Source organism: Sphingobium naphthae, from assembly GCF_043589935.1.
Taxonomy (GTDB): domain Bacteria; phylum Pseudomonadota; class Alphaproteobacteria; order Sphingomonadales; family Sphingomonadaceae; genus Sphingobium; species Sphingobium naphthae_A.
The window spans coordinates 664431-683569 of record NZ_CP171454.1; the positions used below are offsets into that span (position 1 = coordinate 664431).

The 19139-nt window shown below is 67.5% G+C and carries 18 protein-coding genes; 15 read left to right on the top strand and 3 right to left on the bottom strand.

The window, feature by feature from the left end; all coding sequences use genetic code 11:
- Window positions 1-48 precede the first annotated feature (48 nt).
- Both ACGGKE_RS03330 and ACGGKE_RS03335 read left to right on the top strand, forming a co-directional pair.
- On the top strand, window positions 49-2742 hold the full coding sequence (locus ACGGKE_RS03330) for a TonB-dependent receptor domain-containing protein (RefSeq protein WP_394440002.1): 2694 nt from the start codon (window positions 49-51) through the stop codon (window positions 2740-2742).
- 145 nt (window positions 2743-2887) lie between these two features.
- Complete coding sequence (locus ACGGKE_RS03335; RefSeq protein ID WP_394440004.1) at window positions 2888-4315, top strand: CHAD domain-containing protein; 1428 nt, start codon at window positions 2888-2890, stop codon at window positions 4313-4315.
- 3 nt (window positions 4316-4318) lie between these two features.
- Here ACGGKE_RS03335 and ACGGKE_RS03340 read toward each other — a convergent pair whose 3' ends face one another.
- Window positions 4319-4978 (bottom strand): 2OG-Fe(II) oxygenase, encoded by a 660-nt coding sequence (locus tag ACGGKE_RS03340; RefSeq protein ID WP_394440006.1) that lies wholly within the window; start codon window positions 4976-4978, stop codon window positions 4319-4321.
- A 162-nt stretch (window positions 4979-5140) separates the two neighbouring features.
- On the opposite strand from ACGGKE_RS03340, the gene ACGGKE_RS03345 reads away from it, so the two are divergent.
- From ACGGKE_RS03345 to ACGGKE_RS03405, 13 genes are read left to right on the top strand one after another with little or no spacing between them, the layout of a single operon-like run.
- Window positions 5141-5989: a type II secretion system protein N gene (locus ACGGKE_RS03345; RefSeq protein WP_394440008.1), complete on the top strand. Its 849-nt coding sequence runs from the start codon at window positions 5141-5143 to the stop codon at window positions 5987-5989.
- Window positions 5986-8199: a type II secretion system secretin GspD gene (gene gspD / locus ACGGKE_RS03350; RefSeq protein WP_394440010.1), complete on the top strand. Its 2214-nt coding sequence runs from the start codon at window positions 5986-5988 to the stop codon at window positions 8197-8199. The genes ACGGKE_RS03345 and gspD overlap by 4 nt, the downstream gene beginning before the upstream one ends.
- A complete protein-coding gene (gene gspE / locus ACGGKE_RS03355) occupies window positions 8196-9734 on the top strand; it encodes a type II secretion system ATPase GspE (protein ID WP_394440012.1) in 1539 nt (512 codons plus the stop codon). The genes gspD and gspE overlap by 4 nt, the downstream gene beginning before the upstream one ends.
- Window positions 9727-10944, top strand: coding sequence for a type II secretion system inner membrane protein GspF (gspF, locus tag ACGGKE_RS03360; RefSeq protein ID WP_394440015.1), 1218 nt, complete (start codon window positions 9727-9729; stop codon window positions 10942-10944). Before gspE ends, gspF begins: the two co-directional genes overlap by 8 nt.
- A 10-nt stretch (window positions 10945-10954) precedes the next feature.
- The gene (gene gspG, locus ACGGKE_RS03365; protein WP_394440017.1) at window positions 10955-11467 is read left to right on the top strand and encodes a type II secretion system major pseudopilin GspG; all 513 of its coding nucleotides are present in this window, start codon (window positions 10955-10957) and stop codon (window positions 11465-11467) included.
- Window positions 11468-11495: 28 nt separating this feature from the next.
- Window positions 11496-11978 carry a GspH/FimT family pseudopilin gene (locus ACGGKE_RS03370; protein ID WP_394440019.1) on the top strand — a complete coding sequence of 161 codons (483 nt, stop codon included), beginning with the start codon at window positions 11496-11498 and terminating at the stop codon, window positions 11976-11978.
- A complete protein-coding gene (gene gspI, locus ACGGKE_RS03375; RefSeq protein WP_317515574.1) occupies window positions 11971-12345 on the top strand; it encodes a type II secretion system minor pseudopilin GspI in 375 nt (124 codons plus the stop codon). Before ACGGKE_RS03370 ends, gspI begins: the two co-directional genes overlap by 8 nt.
- On the top strand, window positions 12342-13094 hold the full coding sequence (gspJ, locus tag ACGGKE_RS03380) for a type II secretion system minor pseudopilin GspJ (protein ID WP_394440022.1): 753 nt from the start codon (window positions 12342-12344) through the stop codon (window positions 13092-13094). The genes gspI and gspJ overlap by 4 nt, the downstream gene beginning before the upstream one ends.
- Entirely contained in the window at window positions 13087-14076 is a 990-nt protein-coding gene (gene gspK, locus ACGGKE_RS03385; RefSeq protein WP_394440024.1) for a type II secretion system minor pseudopilin GspK, read from the top strand. Before gspJ ends, gspK begins: the two co-directional genes overlap by 8 nt.
- Window positions 14073-15191 carry a type II secretion system protein GspL gene (gspL, locus tag ACGGKE_RS03390; protein WP_394440026.1) on the top strand — a complete coding sequence of 373 codons (1119 nt, stop codon included), beginning with the start codon at window positions 14073-14075 and terminating at the stop codon, window positions 15189-15191. The genes gspK and gspL overlap by 4 nt, the downstream gene beginning before the upstream one ends.
- On the top strand, window positions 15188-15676 hold the full coding sequence (gene gspM, locus ACGGKE_RS03395; protein WP_394440028.1) for a type II secretion system protein GspM: 489 nt from the start codon (window positions 15188-15190) through the stop codon (window positions 15674-15676). Before gspL ends, gspM begins: the two co-directional genes overlap by 4 nt.
- Entirely contained in the window at window positions 15673-16395 is a 723-nt protein-coding gene (gspN, locus tag ACGGKE_RS03400) for a type II secretion system protein N (protein WP_394440030.1), read from the top strand. Before gspM ends, gspN begins: the two co-directional genes overlap by 4 nt.
- Window positions 16392-17135, top strand: a complete 744-nt coding sequence (locus tag ACGGKE_RS03405; RefSeq protein ID WP_394440032.1) for a prepilin peptidase — start codon at window positions 16392-16394, stop codon at window positions 17133-17135. Before gspN ends, ACGGKE_RS03405 begins: the two co-directional genes overlap by 4 nt.
- 340 nt (window positions 17136-17475) lie before the next feature.
- Here ACGGKE_RS03405 and ACGGKE_RS03410 read toward each other — a convergent pair whose 3' ends face one another.
- Window positions 17476-18723, bottom strand: a complete 1248-nt coding sequence (locus tag ACGGKE_RS03410; RefSeq protein WP_394440034.1) for a type II toxin-antitoxin system HipA family toxin — start codon at window positions 18721-18723, stop codon at window positions 17476-17478.
- Entirely contained in the window at window positions 18720-19037 is a 318-nt protein-coding gene (locus ACGGKE_RS03415; protein ID WP_394440036.1) for a helix-turn-helix domain-containing protein, read from the bottom strand. Before ACGGKE_RS03415 ends, ACGGKE_RS03410 begins: the two co-directional genes overlap by 4 nt.
- Window positions 19038-19139 lie beyond the last annotated feature (102 nt).

Genomic DNA, 19139 nt, shown 5'->3' on the forward strand with positions numbered 1-19139 from the left:
CGCTTCCCCGCCTTCTTGCTCCGAATTTCCCAAAGGGGGACCCCTAGCATGTCGAAGCCGCTGACCTTGGCGCGCCTGCTCCTGATTTCCACCGCGCTGGTCGCTCCCGTGGCGATGGCGCAGACCGACACCAGTGCCGCGCCCGCGGGCGATGCCGGCCTGTCGACGACGCCCAGCGCCGCCGACGAAGCCGCCGCTCAGTCGGGCGACGTCGATGTCTCCATCCCCGGCTCCGACATTGTCGTCACCGGCCGCCGAACCAGCAACATCTCGCAGTCCGCACCGCAGGTCGTGAACGTCCTGTCGGCGGCCGACATCAAGCGCACGGGCGAAGGCGACATCGCCGGTTCGCTGCAGCGCGTCACCGGCCTGTCGGTCGTCTCGGGCGGCTATGTCTATGTCCGCGGCCTTGGCGATCGCTATTCGCTCGCGTTGCTCAACGGTTCGCCGCTGCCCAGCCCCGAACCGCTCAAGCGCGTGGTCCCCCTCGATATCTTCCCGACCAGCGTCATCGCATCGACTTTGGTGCAGAAGAGCTTTTCGGCCAACTTCCCCGGTGAATTTGGCGGCGGCGTGATCAACCTCACGACGAAGGCGATTCCGACCGAATCCTATCTGGAAATCGGCGTCGGCAGCTCGGCCAATACCGAAACCTCGGGCCAGATGGGCTACACCTATTATGGCAGCAAGTCCGATTGGACCGGCTTCGACGATGGCTCGCGCGACGTTCCGCCGCTGCTCCAGAACGCCTTCGGCTCGGGCGTGCCTTTCGCCAATATCGATCGCTCGGACCAGCAGGCGATCATGATGCAGTTCCTGAACAGCAAGACGTCGGTGCTTCAGCGCACCAACAGCCTGCCGTTCAACTTCTCCGGCTCGCTCAATGGCGGCACGGCCTTCGACATTGGCAGTGACGGGCGCCTGGGCATCATCGCCACCGCGGGCTACAGCAACAAGTGGCGCACGCGCGAAAACCTGCAACAGGCTTCGCTCACCGTGTCGGAAGGCGCGGGCAAGAGCTACAACCAGGTCATCACCGACAATCAGGTGACGGTGAACGGCCTGCTCGGCCTGGGCCTGGAATGGGGCGAGCAGAAGCTGCGCTGGACCAACCTCTACATTCGCGACACGCTGAAGCGCGCGGCACTGTCGGTCGGCCAGAATGACGGCCAGATTCAGGGCGCCGACTATATGACGCAGCAGACCGCCTGGTATGAGCGTCAGCTGATCGACACGCAGTTGGTCGGCGAGTTCAAGTTCGATGACGCGCTCAGCCTGGACGTGCGCGGCGGCTATGCCAATTCGCAGCGCGAAGCGCCTTATGAGCGCGAATTCGTCTATGTCCGCTCCAACCGCGATCTCGCGATCGACCCGGTCGGTGACCGCTTCATCAATGCGCTGAACCGTCAGCGCGGCGACGCTTCGGTGACCTTCAGCGACCTGAACGAAGACCTGTGGTCGGGCGGCGCCGACCTCAGCTACAAGATCGCGCCCAGCTTCACCGTGACAGCCGGCTACGCCTATACCGACACGAAGCGCACCTCCTCGCGCTACGAGTTGCATTTCGACGCCACTAACCTGCCGATCGCCGTGCAGCAGCTGCGCCCCGACTATTTGCTGTCGGACGCCACCATCCAGCTTTATGATCTGGGTCTGCTGGACTTTTCGGGCAATTATCCGGTCTATGACGCGGCGCTGCGCGTCCATGCCGGCTATGGCCAGGTGAAGGCCGAACTGTTCCCGGGCCTCAGCATCGACGCCGGCGTCCGCTACGAAAGCGGCCGCCAGTCGGTAACCGGCGTGGACGTCTATTCGACGGGCGAAACGCCGTTCAACCAGATCAAGAACGACTATTGGCTGCCCGCCGTCACGCTGACCTACGACGCCGGCGGCGGCCTGCAGTTCCGTGCGTCGGGCTCCAAGACGATCGCCCGTCCGCAGTTCCGCGAATTGATCGCCCAGCCCTTCATCGACACCGAATCCAACCGCTTCTATCGCGGCAACCCGTTCCTGCAGGACAGCGAGCTGTGGAATGCGGATATCCGAGCGGAATGGTATATGGGTCGGGACGAGCGGCTGACCGCGTCGGCCTTCTACAAGAAGATCGACAATCCGATCGAAACCTACACCACCATCACCGACACTTATGCGGTGACGACCAGCTTCGCCAACGCTCCGGAAGCGACGCTGTACGGCTTTGAAGTCGAAGCGCAGAAATATATCCCGCTCGACCGGATGGATTCGAACTTCTTCCAGACCCGCCGCGTGGTGCTGATCGGCAACTACACCTACACCCAGTCGGAACTGAAGGTGAGCGATGGCGACACGACCATCCCCTACACCTACACGACCGGGAACCTGCCGGCCGCGTCCGACTATTTCATGGACGGCGCGCCGCTGACCGGCCAGTCGGACCATCTGGTCAACTTCCAGATTGGCCTGGAGGACACGGACAAGCTGTCGCAGCAGACGCTGCTGCTGACCTATGCGAGCCCCCGCGTCACCAGCCGCGGTCCGAACCTGCAGCCGGACATCAAGGAAAAGCCGGGCCTGACGCTGGACTTCGTCGCGCGCCAGGGTGTCACCCTGCCGGGCGGCATCAACAGCGAGTTCAAGTTCGAAGCCCGCAACATCACCGGCCGCAAATATCAGGAATTCCAGGAAGCGGACGGCAACAAGGTCTATTACAATCGCTACAAGATCGGCACGACCATCGCGGCGTCGCTGACCGTAGCCTTCTGATCTGACACGTAAGCGTCTTTCGGGACGCTCTTGATCGCGCGGCCGGCCTGTCCTGTGACGGGCCGGCCGTTCCGATTCTGGAACGATGCGTTGCTCCCGCGCGTCCTGCTGTGATCGGCTTCGCCCGCAGCAGGATGGAGGGTTTATGGGACGCGAGATCGAACTGAAGCTCGATCTGTCGGAGGATGCCGCCAGTCGCCTGGCGCAATGGGATGGGCTTCCCGAGCGCGCGGATGTCGCGCACCTGCGCGCCACCTATTTCGACACGCCCGACGCGCTGCTGGCGCGCAAGGGTATGAGCCTGCGCATCCGCCAGTCCGGGCGACGCAAGGTGCAGACCGTCAAGGGCGACGGCTCCGCCGCTGGCGGCCTGTTCGCGCGACAGGAATGGGAGCGGCCCGTGCGATCGCACATGCCGGTGCTGGACGCGCAGACGCCGGTGCAGGAGGCGCTCGGAGACGCGGTCGACCAGATCGAGCCATTGTTCGAAACCGATGTCGAGCGTACCCGCTGGCTGATCCGCGAAGGCGAGGCGCAAATCGAAGTAGCGCTGGACCGCGGCGCAGTGCGCGCCGGCGCGCGCGAGGCGGCCCTGTGCGAAGTCGAACTGGAGCTGGTCGCCGGCGCGCCGGCCGCCCTGTTCGCGATCGCGCGCCGCATCGATGGCGAGGTGCCGGTGCGCCCGGCAGTGCTCAGCAAGGCGGAGCGCGGCTATCTGCTGCGCGGAGAATTGACGCAAGCGGTGAAGGCCGAGCCGGTGGCGCTCGATCCCGCCAAGTCGATCCGCGCGGCGTTCCTGACGATCGCGGGCGCGTGCCTGCGCCATTATCGACGGAACGAGGCGCTTCTGCTCGTCCACTATGAGGAACGCGCCCTGCATCAGGCGCGCGTGGCGATCCGCCGGCTGCGCAGCGCGCTCACCCTGTTCAAGCCCGTGCTGCTGGAGGCGGATGTGGCGCGGTTCCAGCAGGCGTTGCGCTGGCTGGCGGGGGTGCTAGGCGAGGCGCGCGATCTGGACGTGCTGCACGGGCGGCTGGCGGATGATGCGCAGGCGGCGATCGGGCAGGCGCGGGCGCAAAGCCACGCGCGGGTGCGCGAATGGCTGGAGTCGGCGCGAGTGCGCGGTCTGCTGCTGGACATCGCCGAATGGCTGGCGCTGGGCGCCGGGTGCGGCGGCGCGGCGGACGAGCCGGTCGCGGACTTCGCGGCCGGTCGCCTGCAAAAGCTGCACAAGCGTGTCGTAAAGGGCGGCGATGACCTGGCGCAGCTGCCGCCGGACACGCGGCACAAGATCCGCAAGGATGCGAAGAAGCTGCGCTATGGGTCTGAATTCTTTGCCGGCCTTTACAGCGCGAAGAAGTCGCGCAAGGCCCATGGCGAATATGTCGGCGCGCTGGAGACATTGCAGGACAAGCTTGGCGACCTCAACGATCTGGCCACTGCGCCATCGCTGTTCGCGCGCTATCATCTGGCCGAAGACACGCCGTTGGGCCTCAAATCCGAAAGGCAGCTGCTCCGCAAGGCGGAAAAGGCGCATGACACCTTGGCGCAGGCCCCGCGTTTCTGGCGGTAAAGGTCAGCCCCAGCGACGCTCGCGATACCGTTTGGTGATGACATGCTTGACGCCGCTGCGCACCTTCATGCCATGATGGATGCTGGCGGGATTTGGCTGGCCCGATGAAAGCCGATTGTTCCAGGCGAGCAGCTTGCCGGTTTCCGGCTGCACCGTCTTGCCGATCCTGGTGAAGCGGGTGGCCCCGCCTGCCGCCGGCTGGTCGAGATAGACCATCAGCGTCCAGGTGCGATTGCCCGCCACCGCGCAATAGCGCGCAAAGTCTGCGCCCTTGGGATCGAAATAGTCGGTGTGCGCCTTGAACTCCTGACCCACAGAATAGCGCTGGCCCTGGATCGGTTCGCCATGGGCGGTCGCGATGCCGGCAAAGGCGTCGAGTCGCGCATTGATGGCGGCGACGAAGGGATCGTCATGGTCGAGATCGCATGTCTCGCTGGTGCGGAAATAGCCGTCGCCATTGTCATCGGCGATGGTCGAGGGCCGGCGCTTGGCGTCGATCCGGTCGATCAGCCCGGCGCATTCCTCGGCCGAGAGGAAATCGCGGCGGATGAAGAGGGTGAGATCCTTGCTCGGCACGCGCTGCACGCGGGGGTGAGCGGCGATCCAGGCGGGATCGGCGTCGAGTCCCGCGGGCGCGGATGAGTAGGCGGTCTGAACGGTCATGGGTCCTCGCATCATGATGCGGCTTAGACGTCGCAGTCGCGCCCTTTCAGCCGAAGAAAAGCCGCGCTTGCAAGCATGTCATATTACCGAAATATAAACGTCATCTGCGGGTAAAAACCTGACCTTAGCAGGCTGGCGAGTTTGGGGGGCGTGTTCAGCATCATGCGAGTGCCATTTGGCGACAGGGTAGACCGGTGGCGGCGCGGGCAGCGGATGCCCATGCGGGGATTGAACTGGCTCGGCCTGCTGGAAAAGGGCCTGCTGGTCCTGCTGGCGCTGCTGCTGGTCCGGCTCATCTGGGCGATCGTCACGCCGGTCGGCAGTTTCGGACCCTGGGAGGGCCGCCAGGCGCAGATCCTCTCGCCGAGCGCGCGCCAGGCCCTGTTCGCCAGCTTCGATCCCTTCTTTCGCGCCGATACGCCGCAGAAGGCCGGTGGCGTCGTCACGTCGCTGGCGCTGACCGTTTATGGCATCCGCCTGAACGAAGGATCTGGGCTGGGATCGGCGATCATCGCCACGCCCGACGGCGTCCAGAACAGCTATGCGGTGGGCGACGAGATATTGCCGGGCGTCGTGCTGAAGGCCGTCGCCTTCGACCATGTGACGATCGACCGTGGCGGGGTGGAGGAACAAGCCTTCCTCGATCAGTCCACGCCCGCGTCTGATGCGGAGCCAGCGCCCGTCGCAGGCGAGGGGTGGAACAGCGCCGCGCCGCCGCCTCCGGCCCCCCCGGGGGGTGGCGGCGTCACCGCCGATATGCTGAAGCGCGACATCGGCTTTGCGCCCCGGTTGCAGGACGGCCGTGTCACGGGCCTGGTCGTCGCGGCCAGGGGCCCCGGCTTCGCCACGGCCGGCTTTCGCCCCGGCGACATCGTGACTCAGGTCAACGGCCAGCCGGTCGGCGACCTGCAAAGCCTCCAGAACCAGATCGCGCCCGGTGCGCGCCTTTCCCTGACCGTAGAGCGCGGCGCCGCCGTCGCCTCGGTCAATCTCATAGTGCAAGGCCAATGACCCGCAAATTGCTCCTTTCCGCCGCCATGGCGCTCGCGCTGGCGACCCCGACCGCATCGGTCCGGGCGCAGCAGACGCTCAATGTGCGCGACGCCGACATCCGCGCCTTCATCCAGGATGCGGCGCGGGTAACCGGCCGCACCTTCATCATCGACAACAAGGTGCAGGGCAAGGTGTCGGTCGTGACCGATCGGCCGCTCAGCCGATCGGAATATTTCGAGATTTTCCTGTCGACGCTGCGCGCCAACGGCCTGGTCGCCGTGCCGGCGCCGGGCGGCGCCTATCGCATCCAGCCCGTCGACGGCGCGGCGGGCCAGCCGAGCGGCGTGGGCCGGGCGGCCAATCGCAACAGCTTCGTGACCGAAGTGTTCCGCCTGCGGTCGATCGACGCGGCGAGCGCGCTGGAAACGCTGCGGCCGCTGGTCAGCAAGGAAGGGTCGGTCACTGCCAATCGTGCCGGCAACAGCGTGGTGGTCGCCGATTATGCCGACAATGTCTCGCGCATCCGCCAGGTGATCGCGCGCATCGACCGCGATACGGCGGCGACGCAGATGGTGGCGCTCAAAAATGCCGGCGCGCGCGAAATCGCGACCTCGCTCCAGGCGCTGGTGACGAACGGCGGCGGGGGCGAGAATGCCGCGCCCGCTTCTGCGACGGTGGTGCCGATCGACAGTAGCAATTCGGTCGCGATCCGCGGCGATGCCGGCACCGTCGCGCGCCTCGCCAACATGGCGCGCGAACTGGATCGGCAGGCGGCGAGCGGCACCGAAATCCGCGTCTACTGGCTGGAGCATGCCGACGCCGAAAAGCTGCTGCCGGTGCTGCAGCAACTGGTCGGCCAGTCGACCAGCGAGCCGGTGACATCCTCCACGCCGGCATCGGGCGGCGGGCAGGGCGGGGCGCCCGCATCGCAGGCGGCCGCGCAGGTCGCGGCGGCATCCGCCTCTTCCTCCTCCAGCGGCGGGATCAGCACGCGCGGCCCGGCGATCGTCACGCGATATGAGGGCGCGAACGCCATCATCGTCGCGGCCAACAGCGACGTGCAGCGGATGCTGGGCGAAACCATTCGCCAGATCGACACGCGCCGCGAACAGGTGCTGGTGGAAGCGATCATCGTGGAGATCAGCGACGCCGCCGCCAAGAAGCTGGGCGTCCAGTTCCTGATCGGCAGCACCAAGACCGGCTTTGCCGCGACCAACTACAGCAACGCATCGCCCAATCTGCTGACGCTGGCCGGCGCCTATGCCGCCGATCGCCTGGGCACCACCACCACCACCGTGGTGGCTGCCGACGGGTCGACGACCACGACCGAAACGCAGACCAACAGCGATCTTGCCAGCACCTTGCAACAAGCAGCGGTGTCGAGCCTGCAGAGCGCAACCGGCGCGATTGCGGGGCTGGGCGGCAGCATCGGCAGCAATGGCATTTTCGGCGCCATCATCAACGCGGTGAAATCCGACACGGAAAGCAACCTGCTGTCCACGCCGTCGGTGATGACGCTGGACAACCAGAAGGCGTCGATCCTGGTCGGCCAGCAAGTGCCCGTCACCACCGGCGAGGCGCTCAGCCAGAATTTCGACAACCAGTTCCGCACGGTCCAGCGGCAGGATGTCGGCATCAAGCTGGAAGTGAAGCCCCAGATCAACACCGGCGGCGCGATCAAGCTGTTCCTGCGCCAGGAAGTGTCGAGCGTTGCCGGCCCGGTCAGCAACGACAATAGCGACCTCATCATCAACAAGCGCGAGATCGAGACGACCGTCACCGTCGATGATGGCGAAATCCTGGCGCTGGGCGGTCTGCTGGACGATAATGAGCGCAAGACGATCGAGCGCATCCCGCTGCTCTCGGACATTCCGGGCCTGGGCGAATTGTTCAAGTCGCGCAGCCGCAGCCGGACAAAGACAAACCTCATGGTTTTCATCCGTCCGACGATCCTGCGGTCGAAGGCGGATGCGCAGAAGCTGACGCAGCAGCGCTACGGCTATATCCGCGGCATGCAGTTGCAGCGCGATCCCGAGGCGGAGCCGACCATCGACGAACTGGTGCGCGACTATATGGGCGCAGCGCCGCCGATCGCGCCGCCCCAGCCCGGCGACGTGACGGTCCAGCCGCAGGCCGGCGCCCAGCCCGAGGTGATCGAGCCCATTGTTCGCGAATCGAGCGGCGTGGTGCGTCCGGTCGACATTCCCGCGAGCGGAGAGCAGCGATGAGCGAAACGGTGAGGGCAGAAGCAGGCGTCGCCATGCCGCCGCGCCCGATCGACATTCCCTATGCCTTCGCCCGCAAAAATGGCGTCGTCCTGCTGCCGCAGGAGGGCGACCGGCTGACTATCGCCGTGCGCGAAGGCAGCGACCCGCGCGTGCTGTTGGAAGTGCGGCGGCATCTGGCGCGCAGCTTCGACGTGCGCTTCGTCGAGCCCACCGAGTTCGACCGGCACCTGTCCAACCATTATGCGATGGAGGGCAGCGCCGCCGCGATGGCGGGATCGCTGGAGGTCGGGGCCGACGAACTGGACATCCTGGCCGCGGACATCCCGACCGCCGACGACCTGCTCGACAGTGCGGACGATGCGCCGGCGATCCGCCTGATCAACGGCATCATCGCCGAAGCCGCGCGCCAGGGCGTGTCGGACATCCATATCGAGCCTTATGAAACCGGCCTGATCGTGCGCATGCGCGTCGATGGCGTGCTGCGCGAGACGCTGCGGATGCCGCCGCATGTCGCGCCTGTCGTGGTCAGCCGCATCAAGGTGATGGCGCGCCTCGACATCGCCGAGCGGCGCGTGCCGCAGGATGGCCGCATCGGCCTGACGCTGGGTGGCAAGCTGCTTGACGTGCGCGTGTCGACGCTGCCCAGCCGCGCGGGCGAGCGCGTGGTGCTGCGTATTCTCGACAAGGAGAATGCGGGCATGAATCTCGACCTGCTCGGCATGACCGGCGCGCCCGACCGCATCTTCCGCGAAGGGCTGAGCGAGCCCAACGGCATCATCCTGGTCACCGGCCCTACCGGTTCGGGCAAGACGACGACGCTCTATGCAGGGCTGCGCCAGCTCAATGACGGCAGCCGCAATATCCTGACGGTGGAAGACCCGGTCGAATATGCGATCGAGGGCGTCGGCCAGACGCAGGTCAACGCCAAGGTCGGCCTGACCTTCGCGGCCGGCCTGCGCGCGATCCTGCGCCAGGACCCCGATGTCGTCATGGTCGGCGAAATCCGGGACCGCGAAACGGCGGAAATCGCGGTGCAGGCGTCGCTGACCGGGCACCTCGTGCTCTCGACCGTCCACACCAACGACGCGGTCGGCGCGATCACCCGCATGCGCGACATGCGAGTCGAACCCTTCCTGCTCGCCTCCACGCTGCGAGCGGTCATCGCCCAGCGCCTGGTGCGCCGCCTGTGCCAGCATTGCCGCGAGCCGGTGCAGGCGGACAAGTCGGCCAGCGCGCTGCTGGGCTTCGACCCCGGCACCATCATCTACAAGGCGCGCGGCTGCGAGGAATGCAGCGGGTCGGGCTATAAGGGCCGGATCGGCGTGTTCGAGGCGATCCGCGTGGACGACACCATCCGCCGCCTCATCAACGATGGCGGCGACGAATCGCTGATCGCGCGCCACGCCTTCCTCAACGCGCCCAATCTGGGGTCGGCGGCTCGCGCACTGGTGCGCGACGGCCAGACCACGGCGGAAGAAGCGATCCGCGTGTCCCGGCGCGACGCGACCGAGGTAGAAACCATCGCCGATGGCTGATTACGACTATGTGGCGATCGACCCGGCGGGCCGCGAGCGGACGGGCAAGGTCAAGGCCGACACGGTCGACGATGCGCGCGCCCGGCTGGATGCGCGCAAGCTGTTCATCGTGCGGCTGGAGCCGGGCGCGGCTACCAAGGCGCGCAAGCGCGCGGGCCTGTCGCTACGCGCGCCGCGGCTGAGCGCCAAGGAATTGACGCTCTTCACGCGCCAGCTCTCCACGCTGATCCAGGTCAGCCCGCTGGAGGAATCGCTGCGCACCATCGGCCGCCAGAGCGAGCAGGAGCATGTCCGCGCGATCGTTGGCACGGTGCATGGCGGCGTGCTGGAGGGGCGGCGGCTGGCCGATGCGCTGGGCGCGGAGCCCCGCAGCTTCCCGCCACTCTATCGCGCGATGGTGTCTGCGGGCGAAAGCTCGGGCAGCTTGCCGACCATCATGGAGCGCCTGTCGGACCTGATGGAGCGCCAGGCGGTGATCCGCTCCAAAGTGCTGACCGCCATCGCCTATCCCTCGGTCCTGGCCGCCTTCGCCGTCTGCGTGGTCGCCGCGCTCATGATCTTCGTCGTGCCCAAGGTGGTGGAGCAGTTCGACACGGTAGGGCAGGAATTGCCGCTGCTCACGCGCATGGTGATGGGCCTCTCCGCCTTCCTGGCCGGCTATTGGTGGCTGCTGCTGCTGCTGATCGCGCTTGCCGGCGTGATCTTCTGGCGCGCGCTGAAGGTGGAAAGCGTTCGCTATCGGTTCGATGCAACGCTGCTCGGCCTGCCGCTGCTCGGGCGGCTGATCCGCGATCTCCATGCCGCGCGCATGGCGCGCACGCTCTCGACCATGGTGGCGAGCCGGCTGCCGCTGATGGAGGGGCTGTCGCTCACGGCGAACACCGTCCACAACCGGGTGCTGCGCCGCGCCTCGGACGATATTGTCGAGGCGATCCGCGGCGGCGGCAGCCTGTCCGCAGCGCTGCGTCGCGCCGGCGTGTTCCCGCCCCTGCTGGTCTATCTGGCGGCGAGCGGCGAAAGCGCCGGACGGCTCGACACGATGCTGGAACGGGCCGCCGACTATCTGGAGCGCGAGTTCGACAGCTTCACGTCCGCCGCCCTGGCGATGCTGGAGCCGGTCATCATCATCTTGATGGGCGGCATCGTCGCCGTCATCATCCTGTCCATCCTGCTGCCGATCCTGCAGCTGCAAAGCCTTACCGGGGCTTGAAGGAGTGAATATGCATAGACTGAAATCCGTCGGGACCGGGCTCGCCACGGCCCTGCTCTTTTCCTCCAAGGCCGCTAGGTCCAGGACGAACGGGCGCCAGAGGTCCGCAGAAGAAGGGTTCACCCTCGTGGAATTGATGGTCGTCATCGTCATCATCGGCCTGCTGGCAACGATCGTGGCGATCAACGTGATCCCCGCCACGGACACCGCCCGCATCGAAAAGGCCAAGGCCGACATCGCCACGATCGAGCAGGCGCTGGAGCAATATCGGCTCGACAACCTGACCTATCCGTCGGGATCGGACGGGCTGCAGGCGCTGCTCAGTCCACCCGCATCGCTCGCTCAGCCGCAGCGCTACCGCCGCGGCGGCTATATCAAGAAGCTGCCCGATGACCCGTGGGGTCGCGCTTATATCTACACCGTGCCGGGTCGCCGCGGCGCGTTCGACATCAGCTCGCTGGGCGCTGACGGCCAGCCGGGCGGAGAACAGGAAAATGCGGACATCTACTCCAGCGAACTGTGACGTAAGGCGCGAAGCGCGCCTCACATCAGTGAACCGTTCCGCCCAACACGGCTTCACGTTCTCTGCGCGTTCCGCCCAGCAGGGCTTCACGCTGTTGGAGCTGATGGTCGTGTTGACGATCATCGGCTTCATTTCGGCTGCCGTCGTGCTCGCCATCCCCGATCCGCGCGGTCGCGTGATCGAGGATGCCGACCGCTTCGCCGCGCGCGTTGCCGCCGCGCGCGACGAAGCGGTCGTAACAGCGCGCCCGGTCGGGCTGTGGGTGTCCGCCTCCGGCTATGGCTTCCAGCGCCGCGAGGGCGGCCAGTGGGCGCCGCTGGAGGAAAAGCCCTTCGTCACCACCAACTGGAAGCCAGGCACGCGTGCGCAGGTCGGGCGGGACGGGCGCCTTCAGATCGGGTTCGATGGCACTGGCCTGCCGACCGACGCCATGACCGTCACGCTGGCGCGTGAGGGCGAGCGGGTGTCCGTCAGCATCGACATGGCGGGCAAGGTGATGGTCGATGGCTGATCGCGTGCGCCGCGCCGAACGGGGCTTCACCCTGCTGGAAATGCTGGTGGCGCTGGCCGTCTTCAGCCTGGCCGCGCTCGCGCTGGTCCGGCTTCAGGGCGTGACGCTGCGCACGGCGGCGGACCTCGACAGCAAGGCGCTGGGCCAGATCGTCGCCCGCAACCTGATGGTCGAGGTTCAGACCGATCCCCTGCCGCCCTCGATCGGCGAGGCGGATGGCGATGTCACCAATGGTGGGCGGCGCTGGCATTGGAGCCGCGTCGTCAAGCCGACCGACGATCGTCGCCTGCTCCAGGTCGACCTGACCGTCGATGGCCAGCCCGGCGCGTCGCCAGTCGCGCTCAGCTTCGTGCGCGTGGTGGAATGATGGCGCGGGACGGACAAGGGCGCGGGGAGGGGGACTTTCGATCGGATCGGCGTTCCGCCCAACAGGGCTTCACGTCTGATGAGCGTTCCGCCCAACAGGGCTTCACGTCTGATGGGCGTTCCGCCCAACAGGGCTTCACGCTGATCGAGCTGCTGGTCGCGCTGATGATCTTCGCGATGCTGGCCAGCGCGGGCGTGCTGCTGCTGGGGAATAGCGTGTCGGCGCAGGCGCAGGTGAAGGCGCGGCTGGACGACATGGCGGCGGTGCAGCGGGCGGGCGGCGCGCTGGCGGGCGACCTGGGGCAGGCGGTGCCGCGCATCACCCGGACGGAGGCGGGCACGTTGGCCCCCGCCTTCTGGGCGCATGACGGTGGTGAGGCGCAGCCGGTGATGCAGTTCGTGCGCGGCGGCTGGGACAATCTGGGCGATCTGCCGCGCCCGTCGCTGCAGAAGGTCGAATATTGGGTCCGGCAGGGCCGGCTGGAGCGGCGCACCTATGCGCAACTCGACGGCGCGGCCGGCGATGATCCCGCCGCGCTGCTCGACAATGTCGAGGCGGTGACGCTGCGCTTCCGCGATGCCGAGGGGCAATGGCGCGAGGATTGGACGCCGAGCCAGCCCGACCTGCTGCCCAAGGCGGTCGAGATGACGGTGACGCGCACCGGCGAGCCGCCGGTCATGATGCGCTTCCTGGTTGCGCCGGGTCCGGTCGAGAAGCTGCAAGGCGTGGAGGGAGCGGCCGGTGCCTGATGCTGGCAAGCCGAGCGAACGCGGCGCGGCGTTGCTGACCGTGCTGCTGCTGGTGGCGGTGATGGCGGTGGTCGCCTCCACCGCGCTGGAGCGCGTGGCGCTCGCCACCCGCATGACAGGCAATGGCGGAGCGGTCGACCAGGGGCGCGCCTTCGCCGATGCCGGCACCGAGATGGCGCGGCTGCGCATCAACGATCTGGTCGAATCCAATCCCGCGAAGATCACGCTGGCGGGCGGATGGATGGGGACGCCGCAGGCCATTCCGGTGCCCGGCGGGATCGCCACGGCGCAAGTGACCGATGACGGCAATTGCTTCAACCTCAACAGCGTGGTGAGCGGCAAGAGCGAGGCGGTGCTGAAGGCAAGGCCCATCGGCGTCGCGCAGTTCCAGGGCCTGCTGGAGGCGCTGGGCGTCGATGCGCGCCAGGCGGCGGCGGCGGCGTCCAGCCTGGCCGACTGGATCGACAGCGACAGCGCACCCCAGCCCGGCGGCGCGGAGGACGAGACCTATGCGGCGATGGACCGGCCCTATCGCGCCGCCAACCGCATGATGATCGACCCGAGCGAGCTGCGCGCGGTCGCGGGCATCACGCCCGCCATCTATGATCTGGCCAAGCCGTGGATTTGCGCGCTGCCTGTCACGGACCTGTCGCCGATCAACATCAATACGCTGCTGCCCGAACAGGCGCCCCTGTTCGCGATGCTCCTGCCCGGGGAGCTGAGCGTCGGTCAGGCGCGGCAATTGCTGGCGCAGCGGCCGGCGGACGGCTACGGCAGCGTGCCGGGCTTCTGGAAGCTGCCCTCGCTCGTCGGCCTGTCGCCCGCGGCCGAGGTCGCCGAACAAGTGAAGTTGAGGACTGGATTTTTTGGAGTGACGGTTTCGGTGGATGTCGGGGGAACGCAGGTGGTGGAGCGCGCGCTGATCGATGCGCGGCAAAGCCCGGCGCAACTGGTGCGGCGCAGTTGGGGCGCGGGCGCGTGAGCAGCCGCGATGCCCTGATCCTGTTTCTGCCCGAAGCGGCGGAACTCGCCCCGCGCTGGATGCGGGTGATCGATGGCGCGCTGGTGCAATCGGGCGAAGGCGCCAACTGGCTGGCCGCCTGCGGTATTGCCGCCTTGCCCGAACAGACGCGTGTGCTGCTGGTGCCGCCCGCCGCGCTGGTGACATTGCATTGGGCCTCCTACCCGGACCTTCCGGCGCGGCAGGGGCGCGCGGCGGCGCGGCTGGCGGTGCTGGCAAGCGGCCTGCTGCCCGCCGACCAGCTGTTCGCCGCCGCCGACGAAAATCAGGATCCCGCCACGCCGCATGTGATCGCGCTCGCCAGCCGCAACGACATGCAGCATTGGCTGCTCTGGGCGCAGCATCACGGGCTGGACCCGGACATCATCGTGCCCGCGCCGCTGCTGCTGGAGGCCCCCGAGGCCGGCTTCCATCGCGCCCTCATCTGCGGCACGAGCGTGCTGCGCGGCGTCGATCTGGCGCTGCCCGAGGATCTGGCGTTACCCGAACTGGTCGCCGACGCCCCGATCAGCGATGTCGCGCCCGGCATCATCGAAGGGCGCGCAATCGCGGCGTTGGACCAGCCGCCGCTCGATCTGCGGCAGGGCGACTTCGCCAAGCGGGTGCACCCCGTCCTCGACCGCCGCGCGGTGCAGCGGATCGCGCTCTGGACCGGCTGCATCCTGCTGATCCTGCTGCTGACGGCGCTGGTCAGCGTGGCGCGCCAGCATATGGAGGCGAGCCGGCTCGATCGCGAAAGCCTGGCGCTGGCGCAGCAGGTCCTGCCGAGCGCGACCGACGCCGCGCAGGCGCAGGTGGAACTGGAAAGCCGGCTGGCCGCGCGGGGTGCGGGCGGGCGCGCCTTCACCGCGCCCGTCGCCGCCCTGCTCGCCGCGATGCAGGATGCGCCGGGCGTCGCGCTGACCAGCCTGTCGCGGGATCCCGACGGCATGGTGCGCGCGACATTGGCGTCGGCCAAGGCGGAAGACATCAACATCGTGCTGCTCGCGCTCCAGGCGGCGGGCTTCACGATCACGGCGACCCCGTCCCAGGATCCGGGCGGGCGAACGCTGGCGGAAATCACGGTGCGCGCATGATGAACAGGCTGGCCACTTACTGGGCGGAACGATCGACCCGGGAACAATGGATGCTGGGCGTGATGTTCGCGCTGCTGGCAATCGTGATCCTCTGGTTCGGCATCGCCTTGCCGCTCGACCGGGCGCAGCGCGACGCGCGCGCCGCCCTGGTCGAAGCGACCGATCGCAACGCCGCCATCCGCGCCGCGACCGATCAGCTCAAGGCGCTGCCGCGCGACCCCGCGAGCGGCGGATCGGGCGTTCTGCTCGACCAATATGTCGGCCAAAGCGCGGGCGAAGCGGGGCTTACGCTGGAGCGCGCGCAGGCGCAGGGCAATGACCGGATGGACATCGCGATCGCGTCCGTCCGGCCGATCGCGCTCTTTTCCTGGCTCTCGGGCCTGGAGGCGCAGGGCGTCCGCGTCGTCACCATGAGCGCGCGACCATCTCCCACGGCCGGCAGCGTGTCGGTGCAGGCCGTGCTGGAACGGGGAGAGGGGCAATGATGGGCCTGACGCTGTCGCGCCGGATGCGCATCCTGCTCATCCTCGTCCTGCTGCTGGGATTGCTGCTGTTCCTGCCGATGCGCGTCGCGCTGGGCCTCGCTGGGCTGGAGCGGCTGGGCGTTGCCGCCCGCGACGTGCGGGGCACTGTCTGGAGCGGCGGCATCGACCAGCTGATGCTGGGCAACATGCCGCTGGGCAGCGTGCGCGCGGGCCTGTCGCCCATTTCGCTGCTGATGGGTCGGGCGCGCTTCGACGTCGCACGGACCAACGGCTTGTCCGACGACATAAGCGGCGCCATCACCGTGGGCTTCGGCCGCATCGGCATAGATGATGTCACGGGCCCAGTGCCACTCGGCCGCACCTTCGCGCCGCTGCCGGTCAGCAGCCTGATGATGGAGGATGTCAGCGGCTATTTCAGCGGCGATCGCTGCGGCCATGCCGAAGGGCGCGTGCGCGCGCGCCTGGCCGGGCAGTTCCCGGGTCTCAACCTGTCGCAGGGCCTGTCGGGCGTGGCCGCGTGCGACGGCGATGCGCTGGTGCTGCCGCTGGTCAGCCAGTCCGGGCTGGAGAAGATCACCCTGCGCGTCTGGCGCTCGGGCCGCTATGTGGCGGAAATGCGGATCGAGACGACGGATGCGACGCTCGCCGGCACGCTGGGCCAGGCCGGTTTCGTCGCAGCTGGCGATGCCCAGTTGCTGAAGGTCGAAGGCACGCTGTGATCCACCCGGTGGCGGCGCTGGTCGGCGCGCTGGCCGGAGCGATCCTGGGCAGCTTCCTCGCCACGCTGATCCTGCGCTGGCCGCAGGGGCGGGGGGTGCTGCGTGGGCGATCGGCCTGCGACAGCTGCGGCAGGACGCTCGGCCCCCGCGACCTCGTCCCGATGCTGAGCGCGCTTGCGAGCCGCGGCCGATGCCGCAGTTGCGGCGCGCGCATCGATCCGCTGCACGGTCGGGTCGAGGCGGGCTGCGCCATCATCGGCGCGCTGGCGCTGGGCTTTGCGCCCGGTCCTGGCGGGGTCGCCTGGGCGCTGCTCGGCTGGCTGCTGCTTACACTCGCGGTCCTCGACTGGCGGCATTTCTGGCTGCCCGATGCGCTTACCTGGCCCCTGGCGTTTCTCGGCTTCACCCTGGGCTTCTACGCGACCGATGCAAGCCTGACTGATCGCGTGATCGGCGCGGCGGCGGGCTATGGCGCGCTGCTGGTCATCGCGCTCGCCTATCGGGCGGTGCGCGGGCGCGAGGGGCTGGGCCTGGGCGATGCCAAGTTGCTTGGTGCGCTCGGCGCGTGGATGGGGTTGCAGGCTTTGCCCTTCATCCTGCTGTGCGCATCGATGCTGGGGCTGGTCGTCATGCTGGCGAGCGGCCGGGCATCGCACGCGGCGGCCCGCGCGCCGCTCGGCACCTTCCTCGCGCTGGCGGCCCTGCCGGGCTGGCTGCTCGCGGCCCAATTGCTGCGGTAGGTGGTCGGGGAGACAGGATTCCAGACCGAAATACCTGCCCCTTCGACCCACGGAAATCCGCAGTTTTTGCGGGATCGCCAAGCCCTTGTGTGTGGGTTGTGTGTGTTGGTCAAGTGCTATCCTGAAACCGGTCGGCGATGCCCCTCGAATGACGCCCGCGTCTCGCGATAAGTTATGCGAATACGCGCGCTTGCGGGTGGCACGGAACAGGCAGCGCCGACCCCGCCGAACCACGTCTCGGCTTGGTTTCCGGCGACCGTGTGCAGCGGCAGAGCCAAATTCGATCCCGGACCGCTATAAATCATGGTCCGCGGTCACAAATGATCGATTGCGGGGTGCGTTATCGATCACCGAAATGGGCTGCGACTTCGGCATTGCGCTTGGCGATCTCCGCAACCGACACCGTTGCCCCGGCTTCGGCTGCGATCCGGGGCCAATCGCTGAGCGAGGCTCGTACTTCGTCGATGATCGTCGCGATCGTCCGGTCGGACAGGCCGTGCCGGCGCCCCAGCGTCATCACCTGCGCGCGGGTCGGCGCTCGCCCTTCGCCCTCGATCGCCAAATAATGTTCTCCACCAGGTCCGTTGGAGAAAGTCAGGTCATAAGCCGGCGCGAGGCGCCACTCGCCCGCCTCATCCTGCAGGAAGCTGTGCTGGCGGGTATGGTCGTCGCGATTGTGTGCAAGGATGTTGAAAACCATCCGGCGGAACGCTTCCTCGACGTCGGCGGCATGGCGGGTGATCGCTATCGTCGCGCGGAGGAATGTATCGTAATCGATCGACGGCATGTCGGCCCGTGCCTCCAGCGCGCCGGCCAGCGAGATCATATGAAGACGTCGCCCTGGCGCGGGCCGATCGAACCGCCGCGTAGCGAAATAGCCCGGTCCAGCCTGAGCCGGAAGCAGCCGGGATGCCGCCATGTCGATGCCTGCGGCGCGCGCCATGCGGGCATAGGCCTCTTCGACCGGGCCAATATCGATGGGGTCGACGGTGGCGCGAAACTTGATGATCCAGTCTTCGTGCCCGGCGTCGCCTTCGCCCCCCAGCGCCCCGTCCGGCGCGATGCCCAGATGCACTTTGGGCCGCGCACCGCCGGATGCGCCACCGAGCCGGGCTAGCGTGTCGATCTGACCGGGATCATCGCCGAGCAGGAGAATGCGCGACTCTTCGGCCAGCGCATCGAGATCGATCGTCCCGATATCCTCGGCCGGGGTCGTCGCCGGTTGATAGACCAGTGCGCCGCGGCCGGTCTCGCCCACAAGAGCGAGCCGATCGACCGCGTTGAGCGTATCGATACGGACGCCCAACTTCTCCAGCTTTCGCTTCATCAGCATCTGCCCCCAGGCATCGGGCAGACTGTCGGACAGGAAGCCGTGAAGGCCGTCGAAATTGCGCCCCCGCGCCGCGTGAAGCCCGGGCTCCGGCGGATAGAGCAGCGGGTCGATCCGGCGTTGTTGATCGACGACAGCCGCCGACCACTCGACCTGTGCCAGACCATCCGCCATCGCCAGACGGCCTACGGTGTTCGCGGCTTTGCCTTCGTCGAGCAGCAGGCCAATTTCGAGTGGCGTCCCGGGCGCTAGCTTCATGACGCCCGCGATGCAGGTGCGCGCATGCGCGGCTTCGGTTTGGCCGCTGCCTTTTGCTGCTCAAGCAGCGCGTCCATTGATGTCGCCGGCGGCGCAGGAAACAGCCCGGCCAGATCCTGTTCGCAGCGCAACGCGACCGCAGCGCGGACGAGGTCTTCGATTGAGGCCTTGCCTTCGGCCTCGAGCCGGCGCCAAGTTCGATACGCGATGCCGGCGCGCGCTGCCGCGTTGGTTTGGGTGAGCCCCATGTCGAGCCGGCGGCGTCTGATCCGCTGCCCTATGAGGGTCGCTAGCTCGAGCGGTGTCTCCATCATAGTCCTTATATGGACTATTGCCCTCTGAATGTCGATGAAAACGTCCATAAAGGGACGATAAGAAGTTTTTTTGGTTTTTGGTATCGCTTAGGCAGATGCCTC

Bases quoted from the DNA above. Each gene is read 5' to 3' on its own strand.
- gspF (WP_394440015.1), top strand. From the start codon at position 9,727: ATGGCTGATTACGACTATGTGGCGATCGACCCGGCGGGCCGCGAGCGG.
- gspD (WP_394440010.1), top strand. From the start codon at position 5,986: ATGACCCGCAAATTGCTCCTTTCCGCCGCCATGGCGCTCGCGCTGGCG.
- ACGGKE_RS03340 (WP_394440006.1), bottom strand. From the start codon at position 4,978: ATGACCGTTCAGACCGCCTACTCATCCGCGCCCGCGGGACTCGACGCC.
- gspN (WP_394440030.1), top strand. From the start codon at position 15,673: ATGATGGGCCTGACGCTGTCGCGCCGGATGCGCATCCTGCTCATCCTC.
- gspE (WP_394440012.1), top strand. From the start codon at position 8,196: ATGAGCGAAACGGTGAGGGCAGAAGCAGGCGTCGCCATGCCGCCGCGC.
- ACGGKE_RS03330 (WP_394440002.1), top strand. From the start codon at position 49: ATGTCGAAGCCGCTGACCTTGGCGCGCCTGCTCCTGATTTCCACCGCG.
- ACGGKE_RS03335 (WP_394440004.1), top strand. From the start codon at position 2,888: ATGGGACGCGAGATCGAACTGAAGCTCGATCTGTCGGAGGATGCCGCC.
- gspM (WP_394440028.1), top strand. From the start codon at position 15,188: ATGATGAACAGGCTGGCCACTTACTGGGCGGAACGATCGACCCGGGAA.
- gspG (WP_394440017.1), top strand. From the start codon at position 10,955: ATGCATAGACTGAAATCCGTCGGGACCGGGCTCGCCACGGCCCTGCTC.
- ACGGKE_RS03415 (WP_394440036.1), bottom strand. From the start codon at position 19,037: ATGATGGAGACACCGCTCGAGCTAGCGACCCTCATAGGGCAGCGGATC.
- gspJ (WP_394440022.1), top strand. From the start codon at position 12,342: ATGATGGCGCGGGACGGACAAGGGCGCGGGGAGGGGGACTTTCGATCG.
- ACGGKE_RS03345 (WP_394440008.1), top strand. From the start codon at position 5,141: ATGCGAGTGCCATTTGGCGACAGGGTAGACCGGTGGCGGCGCGGGCAG.
- ACGGKE_RS03410 (WP_394440034.1), bottom strand. From the start codon at position 18,723: ATGAAGCTAGCGCCCGGGACGCCACTCGAAATTGGCCTGCTGCTCGAC.
- gspI (WP_317515574.1), top strand. From the start codon at position 11,971: ATGGCTGATCGCGTGCGCCGCGCCGAACGGGGCTTCACCCTGCTGGAA.